Annotated in this window: 15 protein-coding genes; 9 read left to right on the plus strand and 6 right to left on the minus strand. The window is 56.1% G+C overall.

The annotated features are described in order from the left end of the window. The first annotated feature begins 227 nt into the window (after positions 1-227). On the plus strand, positions 228-2459 hold the full coding sequence (locus JYE49_RS12930; protein ID WP_093957931.1) for a peptidoglycan-binding protein: 2232 nt from the start codon (positions 228-230) through the stop codon (positions 2457-2459). Positions 2460-2572: 113 nt separating this feature from the next. On the opposite strand, the gene JYE49_RS12935 is transcribed toward JYE49_RS12930, so the two are convergent. Both JYE49_RS12935 and asnA read right to left on the minus strand, forming a co-directional pair. Beyond that, entirely contained in the window at positions 2573-3754 is a 1182-nt protein-coding gene (locus tag JYE49_RS12935) for a L,D-transpeptidase (RefSeq protein WP_179217390.1), read from the minus strand. Between the two features lie 59 nt (positions 3755-3813). After that, complete coding sequence (gene asnA / locus JYE49_RS12940; protein ID WP_093957933.1) at positions 3814-4818, minus strand: aspartate--ammonia ligase; 1005 nt, start codon at positions 4816-4818, stop codon at positions 3814-3816. A 235-nt stretch (positions 4819-5053) separates the two neighbouring features. On the opposite strand from asnA, the gene pth reads away from it, so the two are divergent. The 4 genes from pth to JYE49_RS12960 all read left to right on the plus strand — a co-directional run bounded on the left by pth (position 5054) and on the right by JYE49_RS12960 (position 10763). Then, the gene (pth, locus tag JYE49_RS12945; protein WP_093957934.1) at positions 5054-5629 is read left to right on the plus strand and encodes an aminoacyl-tRNA hydrolase; all 576 of its coding nucleotides are present in this window, start codon (positions 5054-5056) and stop codon (positions 5627-5629) included. A 111-nt stretch (positions 5630-5740) separates the two neighbouring features. After that, positions 5741-9346: a transcription-repair coupling factor gene (gene mfd, locus JYE49_RS12950; protein ID WP_304583044.1), complete on the plus strand. Its 3606-nt coding sequence runs from the start codon at positions 5741-5743 to the stop codon at positions 9344-9346. After that, the gene (gene lspA / locus JYE49_RS12955; protein WP_093957936.1) at positions 9339-9800 is read left to right on the plus strand and encodes a signal peptidase II; all 462 of its coding nucleotides are present in this window, start codon (positions 9339-9341) and stop codon (positions 9798-9800) included. Before mfd ends, lspA begins: the two co-directional genes overlap by 8 nt. Positions 9801-9821: 21 nt before the next feature. Then, a complete protein-coding gene (locus JYE49_RS12960; protein WP_283399435.1) occupies positions 9822-10763 on the plus strand; it encodes an RluA family pseudouridine synthase in 942 nt (313 codons plus the stop codon). A 154-nt stretch (positions 10764-10917) separates the two neighbouring features. Here JYE49_RS12960 and rfbD read toward each other — a convergent pair whose 3' ends face one another. From rfbD to recD2, 4 genes are all read right to left on the minus strand, one after another. Beyond that, the gene (gene rfbD, locus JYE49_RS12965) at positions 10918-11805 is read right to left on the minus strand and encodes a dTDP-4-dehydrorhamnose reductase (RefSeq protein WP_304583047.1); all 888 of its coding nucleotides are present in this window, start codon (positions 11803-11805) and stop codon (positions 10918-10920) included. Between the two features lie 196 nt (positions 11806-12001). Further along, positions 12002-13324 (minus strand): aspartate kinase, encoded by a 1323-nt coding sequence (locus JYE49_RS12970; protein ID WP_093957938.1) that lies wholly within the window; start codon positions 13322-13324, stop codon positions 12002-12004. 274 nt (positions 13325-13598) lie between these two features. After that, positions 13599-14303, minus strand: a complete 705-nt coding sequence (locus JYE49_RS12975) for a ComF family protein (RefSeq protein ID WP_093957939.1) — start codon at positions 14301-14303, stop codon at positions 13599-13601. Then, positions 14300-16534, minus strand: a complete 2235-nt coding sequence (gene recD2, locus JYE49_RS12980) for an SF1B family DNA helicase RecD2 (RefSeq protein ID WP_093957940.1) — start codon at positions 16532-16534, stop codon at positions 14300-14302. The genes JYE49_RS12975 and recD2 overlap by 4 nt, the downstream gene beginning before the upstream one ends. Positions 16535-16844: 310 nt before the next feature. Between recD2 and JYE49_RS12985 the strand changes: the two genes are divergently transcribed. From JYE49_RS12985 to JYE49_RS13000, 4 genes are all read left to right on the plus strand, one after another. After that, entirely contained in the window at positions 16845-18071 is a 1227-nt protein-coding gene (locus tag JYE49_RS12985; protein WP_093957941.1) for a peptidoglycan-binding domain-containing protein, read from the plus strand. A gap of 114 nt (positions 18072-18185) precedes the next feature. Continuing rightward, positions 18186-18422 carry an HPr family phosphocarrier protein gene (locus JYE49_RS12990; protein WP_093957942.1) on the plus strand — a complete coding sequence of 79 codons (237 nt, stop codon included), beginning with the start codon at positions 18186-18188 and terminating at the stop codon, positions 18420-18422. A gap of 157 nt (positions 18423-18579) precedes the next feature. Continuing rightward, a complete protein-coding gene (gene purR, locus JYE49_RS12995) occupies positions 18580-19395 on the plus strand; it encodes a pur operon repressor (RefSeq protein WP_179217391.1) in 816 nt (271 codons plus the stop codon). 104 nt (positions 19396-19499) lie between these two features. Next, the gene (locus tag JYE49_RS13000; RefSeq protein ID WP_283399441.1) at positions 19500-20705 is read left to right on the plus strand and encodes a biotin/lipoyl attachment domain-containing protein; all 1206 of its coding nucleotides are present in this window, start codon (positions 19500-19502) and stop codon (positions 20703-20705) included. The last annotated feature ends 13 nt before the right edge of the window (positions 20706-20718 follow it).

The following is a 20718-nucleotide window of genomic DNA, read 5'->3' on the forward strand; positions in this document are numbered from 1 at the left end:
ACGATAGGGACGGTTCTTTTCGTTCCTTTTTTTATTAATTTTTCTTTTTTTCGAGCAGGGGAACGAAGAGAACCGTCCCTATCATTCCCTTTTTCCCTAATTGTGAAGAAATATTACAGAAAAATGAATAACTCGTTGACATTGTGTAACGCATGAGATAAAATTATAATGTATACGAATGTGGGCGGGAGGATTATGCCCTTTTCCCGTCTGTGGGAGGTTATCGTATGTCTCAGCTGAAGATTCGCCTTCGTACGCTGATGGCGATTATTGCCGCGCTGACACTGCTTGTCTGCGCTGTTCCCGTGAGCGGGTTTACCGCGTCCGGATCGGAACAGACAACGGAAGAAGCATTGGAAACCGTCAGCAGCTATCCTTATACCACGAAAACGAAGGTTAAGGTGAATCTGCGGGCCAGCCGCTCTACCCGGAGCACACTGCTGAAGAAGATCCCTGCGGATGCGGAGATCACGGTCAACGCTGTGAAAGGCTCCTGGGCTGAGGTGCAGTACAAGAAATACTCCGGCTATGTGAAGACGGACTACATTGTATTGAAGGAAGTCAAAAAGGTTAAAGCGACACCTACTCCCACACCGATTGTGACATTGAGTCCTGAAGAGGATGCCGGCGGATATACTATCCTGCAAAAGGGCGCGGAAGGCGCGGAAGTAAGTTCCCTGCAGGAAGCGCTGATTGAGCTGGGATTCCTGACCGGCAGCGCGGACGGTAAATTCGGAGCGAGTACGGAAAAAGCTGTTATCGCCTTCCAGGAGAAGAATGACTATCCAGCTACCGGCATCATGGATGCGAATATCCAGGCATTCCTGTATTCCGGCCAGCCGAAGAATGCCAAAGGCACAAAGACCAGCATCAAGACCCTGAGCCCCGTGAAGGAAGTATCCATGAAGAAGGGCAACAAGGGCGCGGCTGTTACCGAACTGCAGCAGAAGCTGATTGAGCTGGGCTACCTGAAGGGTACTCCTTCCGGAACATATGATACGGATACCATCGGAGCGGTACGCTCCTTCCAGAAAAAGAACGGCCTGACCTCCAACGGTACAGCCGACGCCACCACCAGGGCACTGATTATGTCCGGTACTGCTCTGGGTGCGAAGGACACAGCGACCCCGACCGTGGCGATTACCCCCAGTCCCACACCTACTATGGCGGTTCCTTCTGAATCCCTGAGGAACGGGGACAAGGGAGACGACGTGAAGCTGCTGCAGAAGCGGCTGAAGGATCTGGGTTATTACAAGAGTTCTGTGGACGGCAAGATGGGTAAAGGAACCGTGAAGGCCCTGAAGGAATTCCAGAAGGCCCATGGCCTGAAGGATGACGGTGTGGCCGGCCAGGCAACCTATGCGATCCTGTTTACCGACAACGCCCTGAAGAAGGGTACAACACCAACTCCTCAGCCTACGACCAGCTCGACGCCCGCGCCGGAAGTGACCGCTACAGCGAATACTTCCGCCAGCTGGCCGACCCTGCGCAAGAATGACTCCGGAACCGACGTGGCCCAGCTTCAGGAAGCCCTGATCCAGCTGGGATACCTGTCCGGGAAAGCAGACGGCAATTACGGTGCCAAGACTGTGGATGCCGTGAAGGCCTTCCAGAAGGCAAACGGCCTGACCGCTGACGGTACAGCGGGAGAACAGACGCAGCGAACGCTGTACGGCGGCAACGCGAAAGCTGCCAATGTGAAAGCCACAGCTACCCCGAAGCCGGGAACTACAGCAGCTCCGGCAACAAATACCAACGGCACTCTGAAGGTCGGCTCCACCGGTGCGGACGTCAAGACCTTGCAGCAGAAGCTGATTGAGCTGGGTTACCTGAAAGGAACCGCGGATGGCGTGTTTGGAAAGCAGACAGCCTCTGCAGTCAAGGCTTACCAGAAGGCCAGCAACCTGACCGCGGACGGCATTGCAGGCTCGCAGACCCTGAGCAGCCTGAGCAACGTAGCTGCTGCCAACAATGCTGCCGCAAGCAGCAGCACAGCCTCCAATACAAACCAGAAAACTACTGTGACGCCCAGCGCATCCAAGGTACAATACGCGAACTGGTACGATAAGGTAAAATCCGTGGCGAGGAGTTACCCCTACGCGACGGTGTATGATATCGCTACAGGCATCAGCTGGCAGGTTCATATCTTCTCCCTGGGTGCGCATGCGGACTATGAGCCCGTAACAGCGAACGATACCGCACGGATGGAAAAGGTATTCGGCGGTAATACATGGAACCCGCGGGCTGTTTGGGTGGTCTTCTCCGACGGAAGCGTCTACATCGGATCCACGCACTCCATGCCGCATGAAGTGCAGCACGTGAGGGATAACAATTTCGCCGGACATTCCTGCCTGCACTTCCCGAGGACACAGGAGCAGGTGAACTCCATCGGACCGTATGCCACCAAGCATCAGGAAACGATTGACGCGGGATGGGCAGCGACACAAAAGATGAAGTAATTCATCTTTTGTAATGAATAATGAATACTTAAAACTTAAAACTTAAGAATACTATATAGTTAAGAGCCGCAAGCTTATGCTTGCGGCTCTGCTCTATCTTATGTTTTTTGGGATTATTGGCTTTTGCGGCTCTTGGAATTGAGCTCGTCGATCTTTTCCTTCCGGGGCATGGGAGCACAGGCGGGACAGGCGGTCAGTTTGTTATACGGTTTCTTGTCCAGTTCACCGTAGGTAAAGGCGGTCATGGGTTCGTATTTATCCTTGACCATCGTGCAGGTGGCCTGGGAATGATAGTTTGTTCCGCCGTTGGGATTATAGTACAGGGTCAGGTCATCAGACGGATAACAGAGCTCCCGGTCCAGGTCATCCCAGATAATCACCTTGGTATAGGGCTTGCGGGAAAGATGATCCCAAAGCCATTTGGCATTGACGCCTTCGGGCGTCAGCTGGCGCTGGACCCGGATGCAGCCGTGGCTGGCCTTTTCCCCGAGATAGCGTTCACACCGGGCATAGGACGTATAGGTTTCACCGGCTTTGTTGGTTTCCTGCCGGCTGGGAACTTCGTGGATCAGGATACCGCTGTTGATGCGTATGCCATAGGCACACCAGAGGGTTTCCGCCTGGAAACCGCCGACCCAGCTGACCATGAGGAATTCCCCGGCGGGAGTCTCGTGGAAGAGGTTGGCTTTGTTCTTCGCGAAACCGGTGGAGCACAGCAGGGTGCTGAAGAGCTTTCCTTCTTTAAAGACATAGAGCCGCTGCTGAAGCTTATCAACGACCAGGCCGTAGGTCTGGTCCACTTCCTCTGTTTTGAGACGGCTGGTTTTGACCCAGCCCTGGAAGTGCTCAGCAAAGACCTTGACGGCGGAACCTTCCTCGGAAGAGGAATAGGCTTCAATCAGGGACCAGTCTCCTTCCTCCCGCAGTACGTGAACACCCTGGCTGGTGCAGGTGACCACACCCACATAGTCAGTGCATTTCTCATCCGGCTCGGCGAGGATACGTACCTGTTCCCGCTGCTTGCCGGTAAGCACTGTCACCGGCTGGGTGAGCACCTTCCAAATGGCTTCCTCATCCATACGGCCCATTTCCAGATTCCAGAAGCACAGTTCATGGTCACATTTGACAGCGCTGAGCTCATTGGGCGTATGGTAGAAGACATCGGTGGCGAGAAGGGTATCCTTCACGTCTGCGAGCTCTTCCCATTCCTCTTCCACATCTTCTGTCTCTTCGGCGAAGGACAGGCAGGGAAGAAGGAACAGAAAAACCAGGAGCAGGGACAGGAGTTTTTTCAATTTATCATTCATAATTCACCAGGGATTCCAGTCTAGGGCTGCCATAATACCTTTCAGCATTAAAGCAGCGGAATATTGCCGTTGCGGCAGGCCTTGACGACTTCTTCCGGCCACATGCTGGCCTGAACCTCGCCGACGTGGGCCTTCCGGAGGAAGTAGACGCACATGCGGCTCTGGCCGATACCGCCGCCGATGGTCTGGGGCAGTTCACCAGCTAGCAGGGCCTTCTGGAAGGGCAGTTCCGCCCGCTCTTCACAGCCGCGGATCTTCAGCTGCTTGCGCAGGGTGTCCGGATCCACGCGGATACCCATGGAGGAAACCTCCAGAGAGATGTCCAGCAGGGGATCATAGAGCAGGATGTCGCCGTTCAGGTTCCAGTCGTCATAGTCCGGGGCGCGGCCGTCATGGGGCTGGCCGCTGCGCAGGGCACCGCCGACCTGCATGAGGAATACTGCACCGTACTTCTTGGCCGCAATATACTCGCGTTCCTTGGGCGTCTTGTCCGGATAATCATCTTCCAACTGCTGGGTGGTGACGAAGGTGATGGCGTCCGGCAGTTCCGGTTTGATGTGGGGATAGTGGGCACAGACAAAGCCTTCCGTCTTGCGGAGGGTCAGGTAGATGCGGTTGACAATGTCCCGCAGGAACTGCTCATTCCGCTCGGAAGGAGCCATGATGCGCTCCCAGTCCCACTGGTCTACAAATATAGAATGAATATTATCGGTAATTTCATCCCGGCGGATAGCATTCATATCTGTATAAAGGCCTTCACCCACGGAAAAACCGTAGGTTTTAAGGGCCTGGCGCTTCCATTTGGCCAGGGAGTGAACAATTTCCACGGTGGCGCCGGTTTCCAGCACATCGAAGGAGACGGGGCGTTCCACACCGTTCAGGTTATCATTCAGACCGCTTTCCGGCGTGACCATGATGGGTGCGGAAACGCGGGTGAGGTTCAGGGCTTTGGCCAGTTCCTGCTCGAAGAAGTCCTTAACGAGCTTGATGGCAATCTCTGTGTCGCGCAGATCCAGGACAGGGTTGTAGTCCTTGGGGATAATGAGGTTCATGGAGAACCCCTCCTTCCGAAACATCTGTAAGATAATACAAAAGGATAACACCAAAAGCGCTAAAAAGAAAGTTTTCGGTATGTACTAATGGCTGGAAACCCTATGCTGTTCTTGACATAAGCCCCTAAAAATGCAATGATATGAAACAGCGAAGGGGAGGGAATCTCTCACTTCGCCAATACCTTTTGCAGAAAACGCGATTCAGTATGAATGAAACAGTTTGGAGAAGACCAATATGGTAAAGACGTTACTCATTGTCGGCCTGGGAAATCCGGGGGAGAAGTATGCCCACACCCGCCATAACGCGGGCTATGAGGTGATGAGCCGGCTGGAAGAATATTATGGCGTGAAACTGCGCAAAAAGCTGTTTGTACAGGACATGATCGCGGAAGTGACGGACGGAGAAACCAAGATTGTGCTGTGCGAGCCGCTGACCTTCATGAACCGGAGCGGGGAATGTGTGAAGCGCCTGTTGAACCGTTTCAAGGTGCCGCAGGAGAATCTGCTGGTGATCTATGACGATATCGACCTGCCTCCGGGAAAGGTACGGGTGCGCAAGAACGGCGGCCCCGGAACGCATAACGGAATGCGGAGTATCGCATCCTGCCTTGGAAAGACGGATTTCCCGCGGATCCGGGTAGGAACGGGCGACCGGCCGGCGGGTCAGGATCTGGCAGCCTGGGTGCTTGGACACTGGAGCGCAGAAGACAAAGAAAAGATGGAAGCGGCCTTTGATAAGGCGGCGGAATCCGCGCGCCTATGGGTAAAGGAAGGCATTGATAAAGCGATGCAAAAAGGCAACAGTAATTAATTCAGAATTCAGAATTAAGAATTCAGAATTATTGGATGGACGTAAAACGTTAAGGGAAAGTATATGGCATCGAGTTTTGTTTCTTCGATTGCGATACCTGGTTTAGAGGCATTGCTGGAGACGGCGCAGGGAAAGACAACGGCAGTCGCCGGCGTGAACCAGACGCTGGCGGCAGTGATTGCCTGTATCGCGGCAGAAAAAGGGAAAAAGACGCTGCTGGTGGCGGACAACGACCTGAAGGCAGCCCGGGCAGCGGATGACGTGCGTCAGCTGACGGGCGAAGGCTGTTGCCTGCCCGGCGGTGAGATTGACCTGACCCGTGCGGCGGGAAGCCTGGAGAGCAATTGGCGGAGACTGGAAGCACTGGCGGCTGTGACGGAAGGCAAGGTCAGGATCCTGTGTGCCGGAGCGGAAGCCATGGCACAGCGGATGGGCCGGCCGGAGCCTTTCAGGGCACTGAGCCTGACGCTCAAGCCGGGAGACGTGTTTCCGCCGGCGGACCTGGCCAGGCGGCTGAGCCGGATGGGCTATGACCGCGTGGGCATGGTGGAAGGCAAAGGCCAGTTCGCGCAGCGCGGATCCATCCTGGACGTGTATCCTCCGGCATTGGCACAGGGTCTGCGGATTGAGTTCTTTGACGATGAGATTGACGGAATCCGGGAGTTTGACTGCATCAGCCAGCGGAGCCTGGGAGACGTTCCGGAAGCCGTACTGACGCCTGCGTGCGAAGTGCTGCTGGAAGAAGACGAATATCCGGAAGCTGCCCGCCGGATGCGGGAAGCCATCAATGATCAGCCGGATACGGACATCGGGAAGGATTTGCTGTTTGACGACCTGCCGCCGCTGCCGGACGATGAAGATGACGCGGAGCTTTTTGATAAAAAGATTGCTCCGAAGGTTCGGGAAAAGCAGTATAAGGAACAGAAGGAACTGGAAGCTGACCGGCGGATGGAACGGCTTCGCCAGGATGCGGAAACGCTGGAACAGGGGCTGCCTTTCCGGCGGATGCGGGCCTGGCTGCCGGTGCTGACGGATAAGACGGCATCGGTATGCGACTGGTTTGAGCCGGATCTGGTGCTGCTGTGCGAACCGGACCGCCTGCGGAACCGGATTGAGGAGCGGCTGCAGGGCTTTGCGGAAGACCTGCAGAGCGCGATTACCCGCCGGGAGGCGGTCACAGACCAGGAAAGCCTGCTGAAGGACTGGGAAACGGTGCTGAAAGAACTGAAACCGTATCCCAAGGGACTGCTGACGGAGATTCTGCTCGGACTTGGCGGCATCAAGCCGGACAATACGGTGACGGTGGAAGCAACCGGCATCCAGGGCTATGGCGGGCAGATGCGCGCGCTGAAGAACGATATTGCCCTTTGGCGGGAGCATGGATACAGGATTTACCTGCTTTCAGGCGGAAGCAGCCGCGGTAAGCGGCTGGAGGAAAGCCTGAAGGAGCTGGAAGAGAAAACAGAATTCCGGGAAGAACTCAGCGCGGCAAAGCCGGGCGAAGCGGTGATCCTGCCGATCACGCTCAGCGGAGGCTTCATCATCCGAGGCGGGGAAGGCTGCCCCGGAACGGCGGTGGTTTCCGACGCGGATATCTGGGGTGAGGGCTACCGGCGGAGCAAGAGCCGGAAGCGCTCCGGTGAACGGATTTCCACATTCACGGACCTGAAGGTGGGCGACTATGTGGTACATGAAGACCACGGCGTCGGTATCTACCAGGGCATTACCCGGATCCAGAGTGAGGGAAGCTGGCACGACTACCTGCTGATTCACTACGGCGGAAACGACAAGCTGTATGTGCCGGTGGAACAGCTGGAACGGGTACAGCGCTATATTGGCAATCCGAACCAGGCGCCGAAGCTGAACCGCCTGGGCGGAGGAGAATGGGCCCGGCAGAAGGGCAAGGTTAAGGAAGGCCTGAAAGCGCTGGCCTTTGACCTGAAGGCCCTGTACGCGGAACGCTCCCAGAACACGGGACATGCCTTCGGACCGGATACGGACTGGCAGCGGGAGTTTGAAGATGAATTCCCGTGGGAACTGACCCCGGACCAGGCACAGAGCGTACAGGAAATCCGGGAAGACATGGAAAGCGACCGGAACATGGACCGGCTGCTGTGCGGCGACGTGGGCTACGGAAAAACTGAAGTCAGCCTGCGGGCAGCCTTCAAGGCGATCGCGGATAACAAGCAGGTGGCCCTGCTGGCGCCTACCACGATCCTGGTGCAGCAGCACTACAACACCATTGTGAAGCGGTTCCGGCATACCGGGGCGCGGGTGGATTTCCTGAGCCGGTTCCGGACTCCGGCGGAACAGAAGGACGTGCTGGCCAAGCTGGCCATGGGCGACATTGACCTGATTGTCGGTACGCACAAGCTGCTGGGCAAGGACGTAAAGTTCAAAGACCTGGGCCTGCTCATCGTGGACGAAGAGCAGCGCTTCGGCGTGGCCCATAAGGAAGTTATCAAGAACATGAAGCGGCAGGTGGACGTGCTCACCCTGAGCGCGACGCCGATTCCGCGGACCCTGCATATGTCCATGACGGGCATCCGGGACATGAGCGTGCTGGAAACCCCGCCGGAAGAACGGATCCCGGTACAGACCGTGGTCACGGAGTATTCCGACGCCCTGATCCGGGACGCTATCCTGCGTGAGCTCGGCAGGGGCGGACAGGTCTATTTCCTGTATAACCGGGTGCGGAGCATCGGCAGCTTCTATGAGCGGCTGCGGGCCCTGGTACCGGAAGCCCGGGTGGGTGTGGCCCACGGGCAGATGAAGGAGCACCAGCTGGAAGACGTGATGCTGGACTTCTACAACGGCAATTATGACGTGCTGCTGTGCACAACCATTATTGAAAACGGCCTGGACGTGCCGAACGCAAATACCCTGATTGTGTATGACGCGGAACGGTTCGGCCTCAGCCAGCTTTATCAGCTGCGGGGCCGGGTGGGCCGGAGCAACCGGCAGGCCTATGCCTACTTCACGGTGCGGGCGGACCATATGCTGACGGAAACGGCCCAGCAGCGGCTGACGGCTATCCGGGAGTTTACGGAGTTCGGCGCCGGTTTCCGTATCGCGATGCGGGACCTGGAAATCCGCGGTGCGGGCAATATCCTTGGACCGGAACAGCACGGTCATCTGGCTACGGTCGGTTATGATATGTACTGTAAGCTGATGGAAGAAACCCTGAACGAGGTACAGGGCCGGCAGACCGCACGGGAGCTGGAGACCCGGGTGGATCTGCGGGTGGACGCCTTCCTGCCTTCCGACTATGTAGCGGAAGAAAAGCAGCGGATGGAAATGTACAAGCGGATTGCTTCCGTGGTAACGGACGAAGACCGGGCAGACGTGACGGACGAACTGATTGACCGCTACGGCGACCTGCCGCCGGCTGCCGAGACACTGCTTGACGTAAGCCAGCTGCGGGCACTGTGCAACCGGCTGGGCGTCAGCCAGGTGACTCGCGGCAAGGAAGGCCTGATCATGAAGGTAGACGAGCGGTATGTGCCGGATCCGGCATGCCTGTTGCAGGCAATCTCTGAGACTGACGGACGGCTGATCCTGTCCGCCAGGGCACCGGCCAGGATGATCCTGAAGGTGCAGAACCTGCAGGAGCAGGAAATGCTCCAGGAGGCGCTGAAGGTGACAAGGAAACTGGTGGCGCGGATTAAAGAACTGGAAGAAGAAAAGAGCGAACACAGTGAAGAGAACGATGACTAAGAAAAGCCTGGGATTCTGGCTGATTGCGGCGGTTGTACTGATCCTGGACCGAATCACAAAGGAACTGGCGCCTGGACTTCCGGCGGACGGCTTCACCCTGATTCCGGGAGTTATCGGCCTGCGGTATGCGGAAAACACCGGGATTGCGTTCTCCCTGCTGAGCGGGCTGCCGAGACTGACGGGTGTCCTTGGGCTGGCAATTGTCATCGGGGGCTTTGTATGGCTGCGGAACAAGGAATTCGTGGCGCTCCCGCTGACCGGGCTTGCCCTGATGGCGGGCGGAGCAACAGGAAACATGCTGGATCGGCTGATCCGGGGCTTTGTGCCGGATATGATTGAGACGCTGTTTGTGAATTTTCCTGTGTTTAATGTTGCGGACAGCTGCCTGACAGTGGGCTGTGTGTTGGTGATGATCAGCCTGCTGTGCAGGCCGCAGGACTGGGCGAAACTCTGACAACTGCCAGGGGGAAGAAATATGACTGAAGGAATGGAGTACCGGGTTGCATCCGATGGACGCCGGCTGGACGTATTGCTGAGTGAAGCAACAGGACTCAGCAGGAGCCGGGTGGCTTCGCTGATGGAAGACGGCTTGTGCGTTTCCGGCGGAAAGGCTTGCACAAAGGCCGGCACTAAGCTGCCTGCGGGCCAGGAGATTGTCCTGACAGTGCCCGCACCGAAGGAAGCTGTTCCGAAGGCGGAGGATATTCCGCTGGAAATCCTGTATGAGGATGAGGACCTGGCCGTGGTGATCAAGCCACGGGGCATGGTAGTGCATCCGGCGGCAGGACATCCGGACGGAACGCTGGTGAACGCATTGCTGGCCCGTCTGGATTCACTGGGCGGCATCGGCGGCGAACTGCGCCCTGGGATTGTTCATCGGCTGGATAAGGAAACCAGCGGCCTGATGCTGGTAGCGAAGAATGATGAAACCCAGGAAGAACTGAGCCGGATGCTGAAAGACCGGGAGATCGAGAAACATTACCGGGCTCTGGTAGAGGGCCGGTTCAAGGAACCGGAAGGTGAAATCAACGCGGCTATTGACCGGAGCAAGAAAGACCGGAAGAAGATGGCTGTTGATCCGGAAGGCCGACCGGCCCTGACCCGCTGGAAAGTACTGGCGGAAGGACAGGCCTGCACGCTGCTGGACGTGCACATCCTGACCGGGCGGACGCATCAGATCCGCGTCCACATGCGGAGCATCCAGCATCCGGTCTGCGGAGACGAACTTTATGGCTTTGAAAAAGGTGTGAAGGTACCGTGCCTCATGCTCCATGCCTACAGCCTGAGGTTTAAACATCCCCGGACAAAAGAAGAAATGGCCTTCCAGGCTCCTCTGCCGGAGGACTTCCTGAAAGGCCTCAAGAGCAATGGGATCGAGATTAATTCAGAATTCAGAATTCATAATTCAGAATTATAACGGAAGCTATATCGTTACGATTTTTCTTCAAAGCAGCGATGAAAACGGTTTTGTCAAAGGAATTGCATTCTGCCAATGACTTGGCAACGATGTTGAAAATACTAAAAGCGCACTTCGGATTATCCGAAGTGCGCTTTGTTTTTTATTGATTCTGTCACCAGTTCTCGTCCTTGATTTCGTCCAGGTAACGATCCAGGGCGTTCTCAACGGAGGGCATGGGCGCGAAGCCTGCCTCGGTGAGCTTGGAGCCATCCAGGCGGGAGTTGAGGGGTCGCTTCGCGGGAGTGGAATACTCGGAAGAAGGAACCGGGATGACCCTGCAGGGAAGACCGGCCTTTTCCATGATCATTTTCGCAAAGTCGTACCAGGAGAGGAAGCCCTCATTGCGAACGTGATAGATGCCATACTTTTCGGTCGGCAGTACGTCGCAGATGACGCGGGCAAGATCCCTGGAGTAGGTGGGAGATCCGATCTGGTCATTGACCACACGGATCTCTTTCTTTTCCTTGCCCAGGTGCAGCATGGTGCGGACGAAGTTGCGGCCGTTTTTGCCGTAAACCCAGCTGGTCCGGAGAATGAAGTAGCGGGTCATCAGGGAACGGACGGCGTCTTCTCCCTGAACTTTACTCATGCCATAGACGTTCAGGGGACCATAGGGATCGTCAACCCTGAAGGGTTGATCCCCGGTGCCGGGGAAGACGTAATCCGTTGAGATGAAGACCAGCTTTGCGCCGACGCTCAGGGCGGCACGGACGATATTGACGGTGCCCATGCCGTTGACGGCCGCACAGATTTCCGGCTGTGATTCCGCCTTGTCCACACCGGTATAGGCAGCGCAGTGGACAATGGCGGTGGGACGGTAGCTTTGAACATAGTCTTTGACGGCCTGACCGTCTGTCAGGTCAAAGTCCTGCATGTCGACACCGCGGCATTCAATGCCCCGGGCTTCCAGCTGGCGTACGGTATCCCAGCCCAGCTGACCAGCGTATCCGGTTACAAGAACCTTCATTCCAGGCACCCCCATATTCAATTCAGAATTCATAATTCAGAATTCAGAATTAAAGGATTGATTTACTTTATTGTATTGAGTTTACCACATAGTCACTCAGGATGACAAATCAGCGGTAACGGGATGTTGTAATTATATAACATTACAGGTTTTTTCGGCAAGAAGTCAGGGAAAAGAAAAAGCCCGCAGTGAAGCTGACGCTTCCGCAGGCTTGATTGTCATCGAATGTTCATCCCACGAACTCGTGGTAGATGGCGTGGATGGTGGCTTCGAAGTCATTGTCGTTAACGCCAACGATGATGCTCAACTCGCTGGAGCCCTGGTCGATCATCCGTACGTTGATGCGGGCGCGGCTCATGGCGGAGAAGAGACGGGCGGCAGTACCGCAGTTATGCACCATGCCGCGGCCGACAGTGGCAATGATGGACATGTTGTCGCTGACAGAGACGCTGCCGCTGCCGTTGACCAAGGCTTCGATCTCCCTGAGGATATCGGCGCGATGAGGCTCCAGGGTGGCACTGTTCACCACGACGCACATGCTGTCGATACCGGTGGGCATATGTTCAAAAGATACGCCGTAGTTTTCGAGCACCTGCAGCACCTTGCGGCCGAAACCGACTTCGCTGTTCATCATGCTCTTTTCAATGGAGATGACGCTGTATCCCTTGTGACCGGCGATACCGGTGATGGTGGGAACAGAAATCTCGTTGGGAGCGTTCTTGCTGATCATGGTGCCGGGATGATACGGCTTGTTGGTATTACGGATGTTGGTGGGGATGCCGGCCTTGTGCACCGGGAACATCGCGTCCTCATGCAGGACGGAAGCTCCCATGTGGCTCAGCTCCCGCAGTTCCTTATAGGTGATGGAGGAGATTTCCGCCGGGTTTTCGATGATCCGGGGATCCGCCATCAGGAAACCGGAAACGTCGGTCCAGTTTTCATACACATCGGCATTCACCGCACGGGCCACCAGGGCACCGGTGATATCGCTGCCGCTGCGGGAGAAGGTGCAGACTTCACCGTTTGCCTTGGAACCGTAGAATCCGGGCACAACAGCAGGCTCGCCGTCCGCAAGGAGGGCAGAGAGCTTTTCCTGGGTCTTTTCATCATCCAGGGTGCCGTTATCGTTGAAGAAAATTCCGTCAATGGGATCCACAAAGCGCCATCCCAGATAGTCAGCCATGAGGATGCCGCAGAGGTATTCGCCGCGGCTGGCGCACCAGTCCTTGCCCTTGCCGGAGGAGATTCCCTGCTCCACTTCATCCAGTTTGGAGTTGATATCCACTTTCAGGTGCAGAGCGCGGGCGATGGACAGATAGCGATCCCGGATACGGGAAAAAGGCTCCGCGATGGATTTGCCTTCGCAGGCAAGGTCATAGCACTGATACAGCAGATCAGTGACTTTATCGTCTTCCTTGAAGCGTTTGCCGGGAGCGCTGGGGACCAGGTAGCGACGGGTGGGTTCCAGCTCCAGAATGCTGCGAACCTTACGGAACTGTTCATCATTGGCCAGCGAGCTGCCGCCGAATTTTGTCACGATACATTCAAGCACAGGGCAAACCTCCAAATACTAATTCAGAATTCAGAATTCAGAATTCAGAATGATCCGCTGCGGCGGAAAGTTTCCTGACACATACGCTCAGGATAACGAATACTTCCCAGGGATCATAGTGAATACCGACACGGATTTAAACAAAATCCTTTTAAACGTGGAATTCGGAATTCAATACTATTGGCTGTTATGAAAAGAGCTGAACGTCAAAAAACGTTCGCCTGATCGCAACAGACCAACGTATATATTACTGCCGAAAGGGCTTATATGTCAATCATTTTCGGGCTGTGACGGTCAGACCGAAAATCTTTTCCGCACCGCCGGATCGCAGAGCTTCTGCACAGCGGCAGAGAGTGGTGCCCGTGGTGCGCACATCGTCCACGATGAGCACCGGAAAAGAGATCTTTTCCTTAGGGGTGAAAGCGCCTGCCAGATTGGCGGCGCGCTCTTTCTCATTCAGTCCTACCTGGCGCTTTTCCCGGCGGTCCCGACGAAGCAGCAGCTGCCTGCAGGGCAGGGACAGCTTTTCCGCGAAGGCTTCCGCCAGCAGGCGGCCGTGGTCGACAGCCCGCTCCCGGCGGCGGGATTCCGGCATAGTGACCCAGGTGACAACCGTGTCCGGTGGGAAGACAACGTCGTCCGGCAAGGGAAGCAGCAGGCTTGCAAGGATACGGGCGGCACGTGCTTCCGCACCGTATTTGAGCCGGATGACCAGTTCCCGGGGGACGCCTTCGTGTGGACGGAGCGACCAGGCTGGAAGATCCGGATCCGGATCGGAACGTTCCCAGGCAAAAAAGAAGCCGTCATGCTCCAGGGATTCACGGCAGGAAGCACAAAGACCGTCCCTGTCTGTTACCCTGCCGCAGACACAGCAGAGGGCATCCTCGGGCCAGATGACGTCTTTTCCCCAGCGGGCAAGGGCTTTTTCAAGCGGCCCCCACTTGCCGAACAGCCAGGTTTCAAAAGGACGGGGACTCATTGTACGAGCTCCCGGGTTTCGATCAGCCGGCGGGCCAGGGTGGTATAGCGGCGGATCACATGATCGTTTTCCACCATGCGGCGGATGACGGCCTCAGCGCCGACCAGCACCACAAGGCTGCGGGCCCTGGTCAGGGCGGTGTAGAGCAGGTTGCGGGTGAGCAGCATGGGCGGTCCGGGCGTCACGGGCATGACGACAACCGGGAATTCACTGCCCTGGGATTTATGTACGCTGAGGCAGTAAGCGGGCTCCAGGTCTTCCAGGTCTCCGGATTCATAGGTAGCTTCCCGCTCTTCGTCAAAGCGGACGGTAAGCATATGGTTTTCCGGATCCACGTCGATGATGAAGCCGATATCGCCGTTGAATACGCCGGCGCCGTCCTCAATGCCGGCGGAGGTTTCCCGGCGCCAGGGAAGACGGTAATCATTCCGGGTCTGGATGACCTTGTCCCCCAGACGGAAGATGGTTTCGCCCCATTGCAGCTGCGGCTTATCCGCGGCGGGCGGGTTGAGCATTTCCTGCAGACGGAGGTTGAGGCTGTTCACACCGCATTCTCCTTTGCGGGAGGGGGCAAGAACCTGGATATTCCGGACGGAAAGAGCAAGACGTTCCTCTTCCGGATAATGCAGATAACCGGGAAGCCGGGAAGTGACCAGCGCAGTGATGCTCTGGGCTGCGTCGGCCAGGGCGGTTTTACGCTCAAAGAAGAAATCGGTGCCTTTACCGTTAAGCACGGGCATCTGTCCGCTGTTGATCAGGTGGGCGTTTACGACAATCTGGCTTTCACCGCTCTGGCGGTAGATTTCCGTAAGGCGGACGCAGGGAACCTCACCGCTGTCGAGGATATCGCCGAGCACGTTGCCTGGGCCGACGCTGGGCAGCTGATCTGCATCACCGACGAGGATCAGACGGGTGCCGGGACGGATGGCCTTCAGCAGGGCGCGCATCAGGACCAGATCAATCATGGAGGTTTCATCTGCTATGACGCAGTCCGCCTCCAGAGGGTTGTCATCCGTGCGGGTGAAGGCACCCTGCTCACCGCCGTATTCCAGCAGGCGGTGAATGGTACGCGCCTCGGCGCCGGTGGCCTCGCTCATCCGCTTGGCAGCGCGGCCAGTGGGGGCGCACAGGACGGTTTCGTTATCCTTCGAGAGCAGCTCCAGAATGCAGTTGATGATGGTGGTTTTGCCGGTGCCGGGACCGCCGGTGATCACGAAGACGCCGTTTTCCAGCGCGCCGGCGATGGCCTGGCGCTGGGTGGGGGAAAAGGTGATGTTCCGGCGCTTTTCAAAGGACGATATAGCCCGGGAAATGCCGGCATATTTATCCGGAGCAATGGCAGTCATCAGACGGCGGATCATGAGGGCAACTTCCTGCTCCGCGTACCGGTAATAAGGCAGGTAAACCCGGCGGCATTCCTCAGCTTCATCTGTTTCGGAATGAAGGGCACCGGAAACCAGCAAGCTGCGCAGTGCCTGCTGACAAAGAGTGAGCGGCACATTGAGCAGAGAGGCAGAAGCGGAACAGAGTTCTGCCTCCGGCAGGTAAACATGACCTGAAGCAGCGGCGGCATCCCGCAGGATATAGGTCATGGCGGATTTGACGCGGTTTTCGCTGTCGGGTGGGATGCCCAGGGATAGTCCGATACGGTCCGCAGTTTTGAAACCTACGCCTTCGAGATCATCGCACAGGCGGTAAGGGTTTTCCCGGACGATTTCCGGGGTGCGGTCGCCGTAATGCCGGCTGATCCGGATAGCCAGGGCGGGAGAAATGCCGTAGGACTGGAGGAAAACCATAGCACGCCGGGTGCTCTGCTGCTCCCGGAAGCTTTCCGCAATCATGATGGCCCGCTTTTTGCCGATGCCGCGGACTTCGCTCAGACGCTCCGGATGCTCGGAGAGGATCACAAGGGTTTCCTCCCCAAAGGCTTCAACAATAAGCTGGGCAGTGGACGGACCCACGCCGTGGATCAGGCCGCTGCCGAGGAACCGCTCAATACCCAGAAGGGTTGTGGGCGTTTTCAATTCGCAGGAGATACAGTGAAACTGGCGGCCGTAGGTACGGTGTTCTATCCAATCACCTGAAAAAACAGCCTGTTCACCGGGGCTCAGCTCCGGCAGGGAGCCGACCACGGTGATCTCTGACCGGCCAGAACGGACGGTCAGTACGGACCAGCCATTTTCCTCATTCCGGAAAACGGTCCCCTGGATGGTCGCCTCAAGCTGTTCCATACGTCACCCCAAAAGAATTTATAATTCACAAATCATAATTATATATTTTACCCAAACGACTTATGGTTGTTTGGGAACACACAGCGTGTGTGTACCGTTGTTTCAAGGAGGGCTGTTTTTCGAAACATCCAGCCTCTGTTCAGGGAAGCCCTGAAGGTTATGAAACAGATAATTCTGAATTCTGATTTCTGAATCCTGAATTGTCATATCGCCTGATTCTACCATACAAAACTTCTATTGTCATCAGAGTCGGGGTTTGATATAATAATTCGAAAGATGGTTCAATTCTAAGGAACGAGGAGTGGCGTATATGGATCTGATGAAAACCCTGCTGATCTACATGTCGGCGACAATGGCGCTGGCTGTGAATAGTACGGCTGCTCCGAAGGAAACGCCCGTCCCCACTCCTGCTGCGACCGCAATTGTGGAGACAGTGGATACACAGGCAGAAAATCCCGAAAAGGTTCCCGCAGTGGCAGTGACGAACGCTGCAAAACCTACGGCGCAGATTACTCCGGCACCGGTACCCACCATCACGCCGAACGTGAAGGCTTATCATAACCTGACAATGGGAACCAAGGGCAAGGAAGTAAAGAAACTGCAGGAAAAGCTGATTGAAAAAGGATATCTGCCTGAGGGAAGTGCGGACGGCGCCTACGGACGGCAAACCTATAATGCAGTCAAGAAATTCCAATACTACAACGGGTTGAAGGCTGACGGTATCGCCGGCAGAGCCACGCAGACCAACCTGTTTGAAAACCCGGAAATGGTAGACAACCCGGAGAAGACGGAAGAAACGGAAACACCCGCTCCGGAGGCAAACTCTGTGGTTATGCTTGCGACCCCGGCACCGGCTGAAACGGCAGCACCGGAAGCAACAGACGCTCCGGAACCGGAAGCCACGGCTGACGAAGTTCCCGCCACGGACGTGCCTGCGACCGATGCGCCTGTAACAGAAACGCCTGCAGGGGAAGCAGAAGCCACGGCAGAACCGGAGCCGACTGCTGAACCGGAGAAAACAGAAGAACCGAAAGAAGAAACAAAGCAGACCGCAGAAGATGTTCCGGAAGACATTGAGGATATCGACCTGGACGCGGAAGAATACGAAATCATTAACGCGCTGGTTGCTCTGAACGAGGCGGATGGCCCGCTGGAATTCATCGCGACAGAAGACGGTGTGCCGGTAACGGCGAAGCCGAGGGTGAGCCAGTGCAAGGATAAGATCCGGATCAGCCTGGACGACCTGTGCAAGTGTGTGGAAGGCTGGAAACTGACGGACGACGGCGTGGGTACCGTTGTGCTGGAGGCAGCCGGATATACCCTGGCCCTGTATGATGAAAACCAGGGCTGCACCGCGACTGTGAACGGAACGCAGATTACCATAGCAGAGGATGATTATGACTTCGTATCCGAAGGCCATTTCATCAATGCTCAGTTCCTGGCGACAGCCCTGAAGGGCGAGGCGGCCTGGGACAAGGAAGAAAATACCCTGATGCTTCGGATCCGGGACAAGGACGCGGTTCAGTACGCGGATTGATGGACAATCCGGTTCGGAAACGGCCGGACAGGAGATTGAAACCGATACCGAAATGCTGTATGATAGGAACCCGCGCCGGAACCCCGGCGACGAATACGAAGGAGGTGCTTTGCCGTGAAGTCCGCTATGATCAGACTGAGCCTGGTTGAGAATGTGAACAATTTCGTCAACATCGTTGCGCGCTACCCCTATGAGATGGATCTGCGTGCAGGGCGCCATGTGGTGGACGCCAAGTCAATCCTGGGTATTTTCTCCCTGGATCTGTCAAAGCCGATCACCCTGGAGATCTACAGTGATGACTGCAGCGACCTGCTGGAAGAGATCAGCCCTTTCCTGATGAAGGAAGAGTAAACAGGCAAAGAATAGAGACCGGTCAGATGACCGGTCTTTTCTTTTTTTCCGAACAATACGGATAAAAATCTTTGAATCATTCGGATATTGTGCTATAATTACCTGTTGTGAAATGATTTACCAGAGGATGCTTCGGAAGCAGAATTGGAGAAGAAAGATGGACAGAATCCGCCGGAACGAGCGCATGACCGCAATGATCAAACTGCTGTCGGGAACCCCCAACAGGATCTTTACGCTGAACAGCTTCTGTGAACTGTTCGGATCCGCGAAATCAACGATGAGCGAGGATGTTGACCTGCTGCAGCAGGTGACAAAGGCTTTTGACCTGGGAGAAATCGATACGGTGACCGGCGCAGCTGGCGGCGTAAGGTACCGCCCGAAGGTGAGCCGGGAAAAGGCGCGGGCTACCATTGAAAAGCTGTGCGCGGATCTCAGCGGCACGGAACGGGTGCTTCCAGGCGGATTCCTGTATTACAGCGATATCCTTTCCATGCCGGAGATCGTGAACCGGATGGGCGAAATCATTGCTACCGAGTACTATGACACAGAGCCGGATTTTGTGCTGACGATGGAAACCAAGGGAATTCCGGTGGCTTTCGCGACGGCCAATGCGCTGGGCGTGCCGCTGGTGATTGCCAGGCACTCCTCCCGGGTTTACGAGGGTTCTGCGGTGAATATCAACTACGTTTCCGGCAGCGGGAGCATCGAGACGATGAGCCTGAGCCGTCGGGCGGTGAAGGAAAACCAGCAGGCGCTGATTGTGGACGACTTCCTGAAGGGAGGCGGCACAGCCGGCGGTATGGTGGAACTGATGCGGGAATTCAATGTGAAAGTGGTCGGCATGGCGTTCGTCATGGCAACCGCTTCACCGGAAAAGAAGCGGATTACGGGTGAAAAATCCCTGATGACGCTGGAAGTCACAGACGGGGATCCGGCGGTGGCCGTTGTCAGGCCGGCGGAGTGGCTGAAATAAGCTGCTGATTTGCCAAAGGATAAAAACGCATGATATAATAACAGAATGTCAGAAAGGGGGGTGAACCGCAGGTGTACGATATGCAGCCTCCGCAGCCGGTACAGATGCCGACACTGCAGGAGAAAAAACGCATGAGCGTGCCACAGATTATGCTGATCGTGCTGGCGCTGGCTTTTGCTGCCTGGTATCTGATCACCTCGCTGGCTCCCGAAGCTGCCCCCTATGCCCAGATTACCGCAGGTGTAATCGGCTCCCGTTATACCGGAGACTGCCTGATCGTGCGGGATGAGACGCCCTTTGATCAGGAAGCCGTATCCAGCGTTGAATACCTGGCGGAAGAGGGAAGCTATGTTTCCCCGGGCACAGATATCTGTAACGTCTATTCCTCCGGCTTCAGCACACGGGAACTGGAAACCCTGCAGGATTTCCGGGACCAGATCAAGGAATACCAGGTAAAGCTGCTGAACGCGGAAATCAATACAGACCCGCAGATGGAAAAACTGGAAGCGGAAGTGCTGACGCGGGCTCGTGAAGTCCGGGAACTGATCGGCGGTGCCCGGGGCAACATGAATAACCAGGAAGCGCTGCTTGCGGCAGCAATCCGTGCGCGTCAGAGCCGGCTGAAGGAGAAGTACAGCGGAGATCAGCGGATGACCCGTTTGTATGATGACGAACAGAGCCAGCTGCAGCGAATCGCCAGCTGGACCAAGAAGTCTGTTGCGCTGAAAGAGGGCCTGGTCAGCTTCTATTCCGACGGATATGAGTATGACCTGACAATTACCAACTATGACAAGTTCAGTCCGGCCCAGGTCCGTGCGATGATCAACGGACAGAAACCGGCTTCCTCCAACGATATCAGTTCAAAGGGAAAAACCACGATCTACCGTGTGGTACGCGATGGGCACTGGGTTGTGCTGATGCTGATCAAGGACAGCAACTGGAATCCGGTGGAAGGCGCGATATACGAACTGAAACTGGAGAACTTCAAGGATACCATGGTTCAGGCGCAGGTGCTCAGTTTTACCCGGACCGGCGGTGAACTGGAGGTCCGGCTGGACGTGCAGTCCAAGGTGCAACCGGTATTGTATATCCGGACATGTTCAGGTGTGCTGGGAGACAACGTGACCAGCCTGACGGTGCCGACAAAGGCCATATATACGCAGGACAACATGCCCGGCGTTGTGGTCGTGGATGGAGAATATCCGTTCTTCATTCCCGTCAATGTGATGGATGAAAAGGACGGGATGGTTTACATCTCTCCGATACAGCAGGGTACGCTCTATGAAGGGCAGACTGTAAAGCTGTTCTGATCAGGGAGGAGAC

It is taken from the genome of Aristaeella hokkaidonensis (genome assembly GCF_018128945.1).
Lineage (GTDB): Bacteria > Bacillota > Clostridia > Christensenellales > Aristaeellaceae > Aristaeella > Aristaeella hokkaidonensis.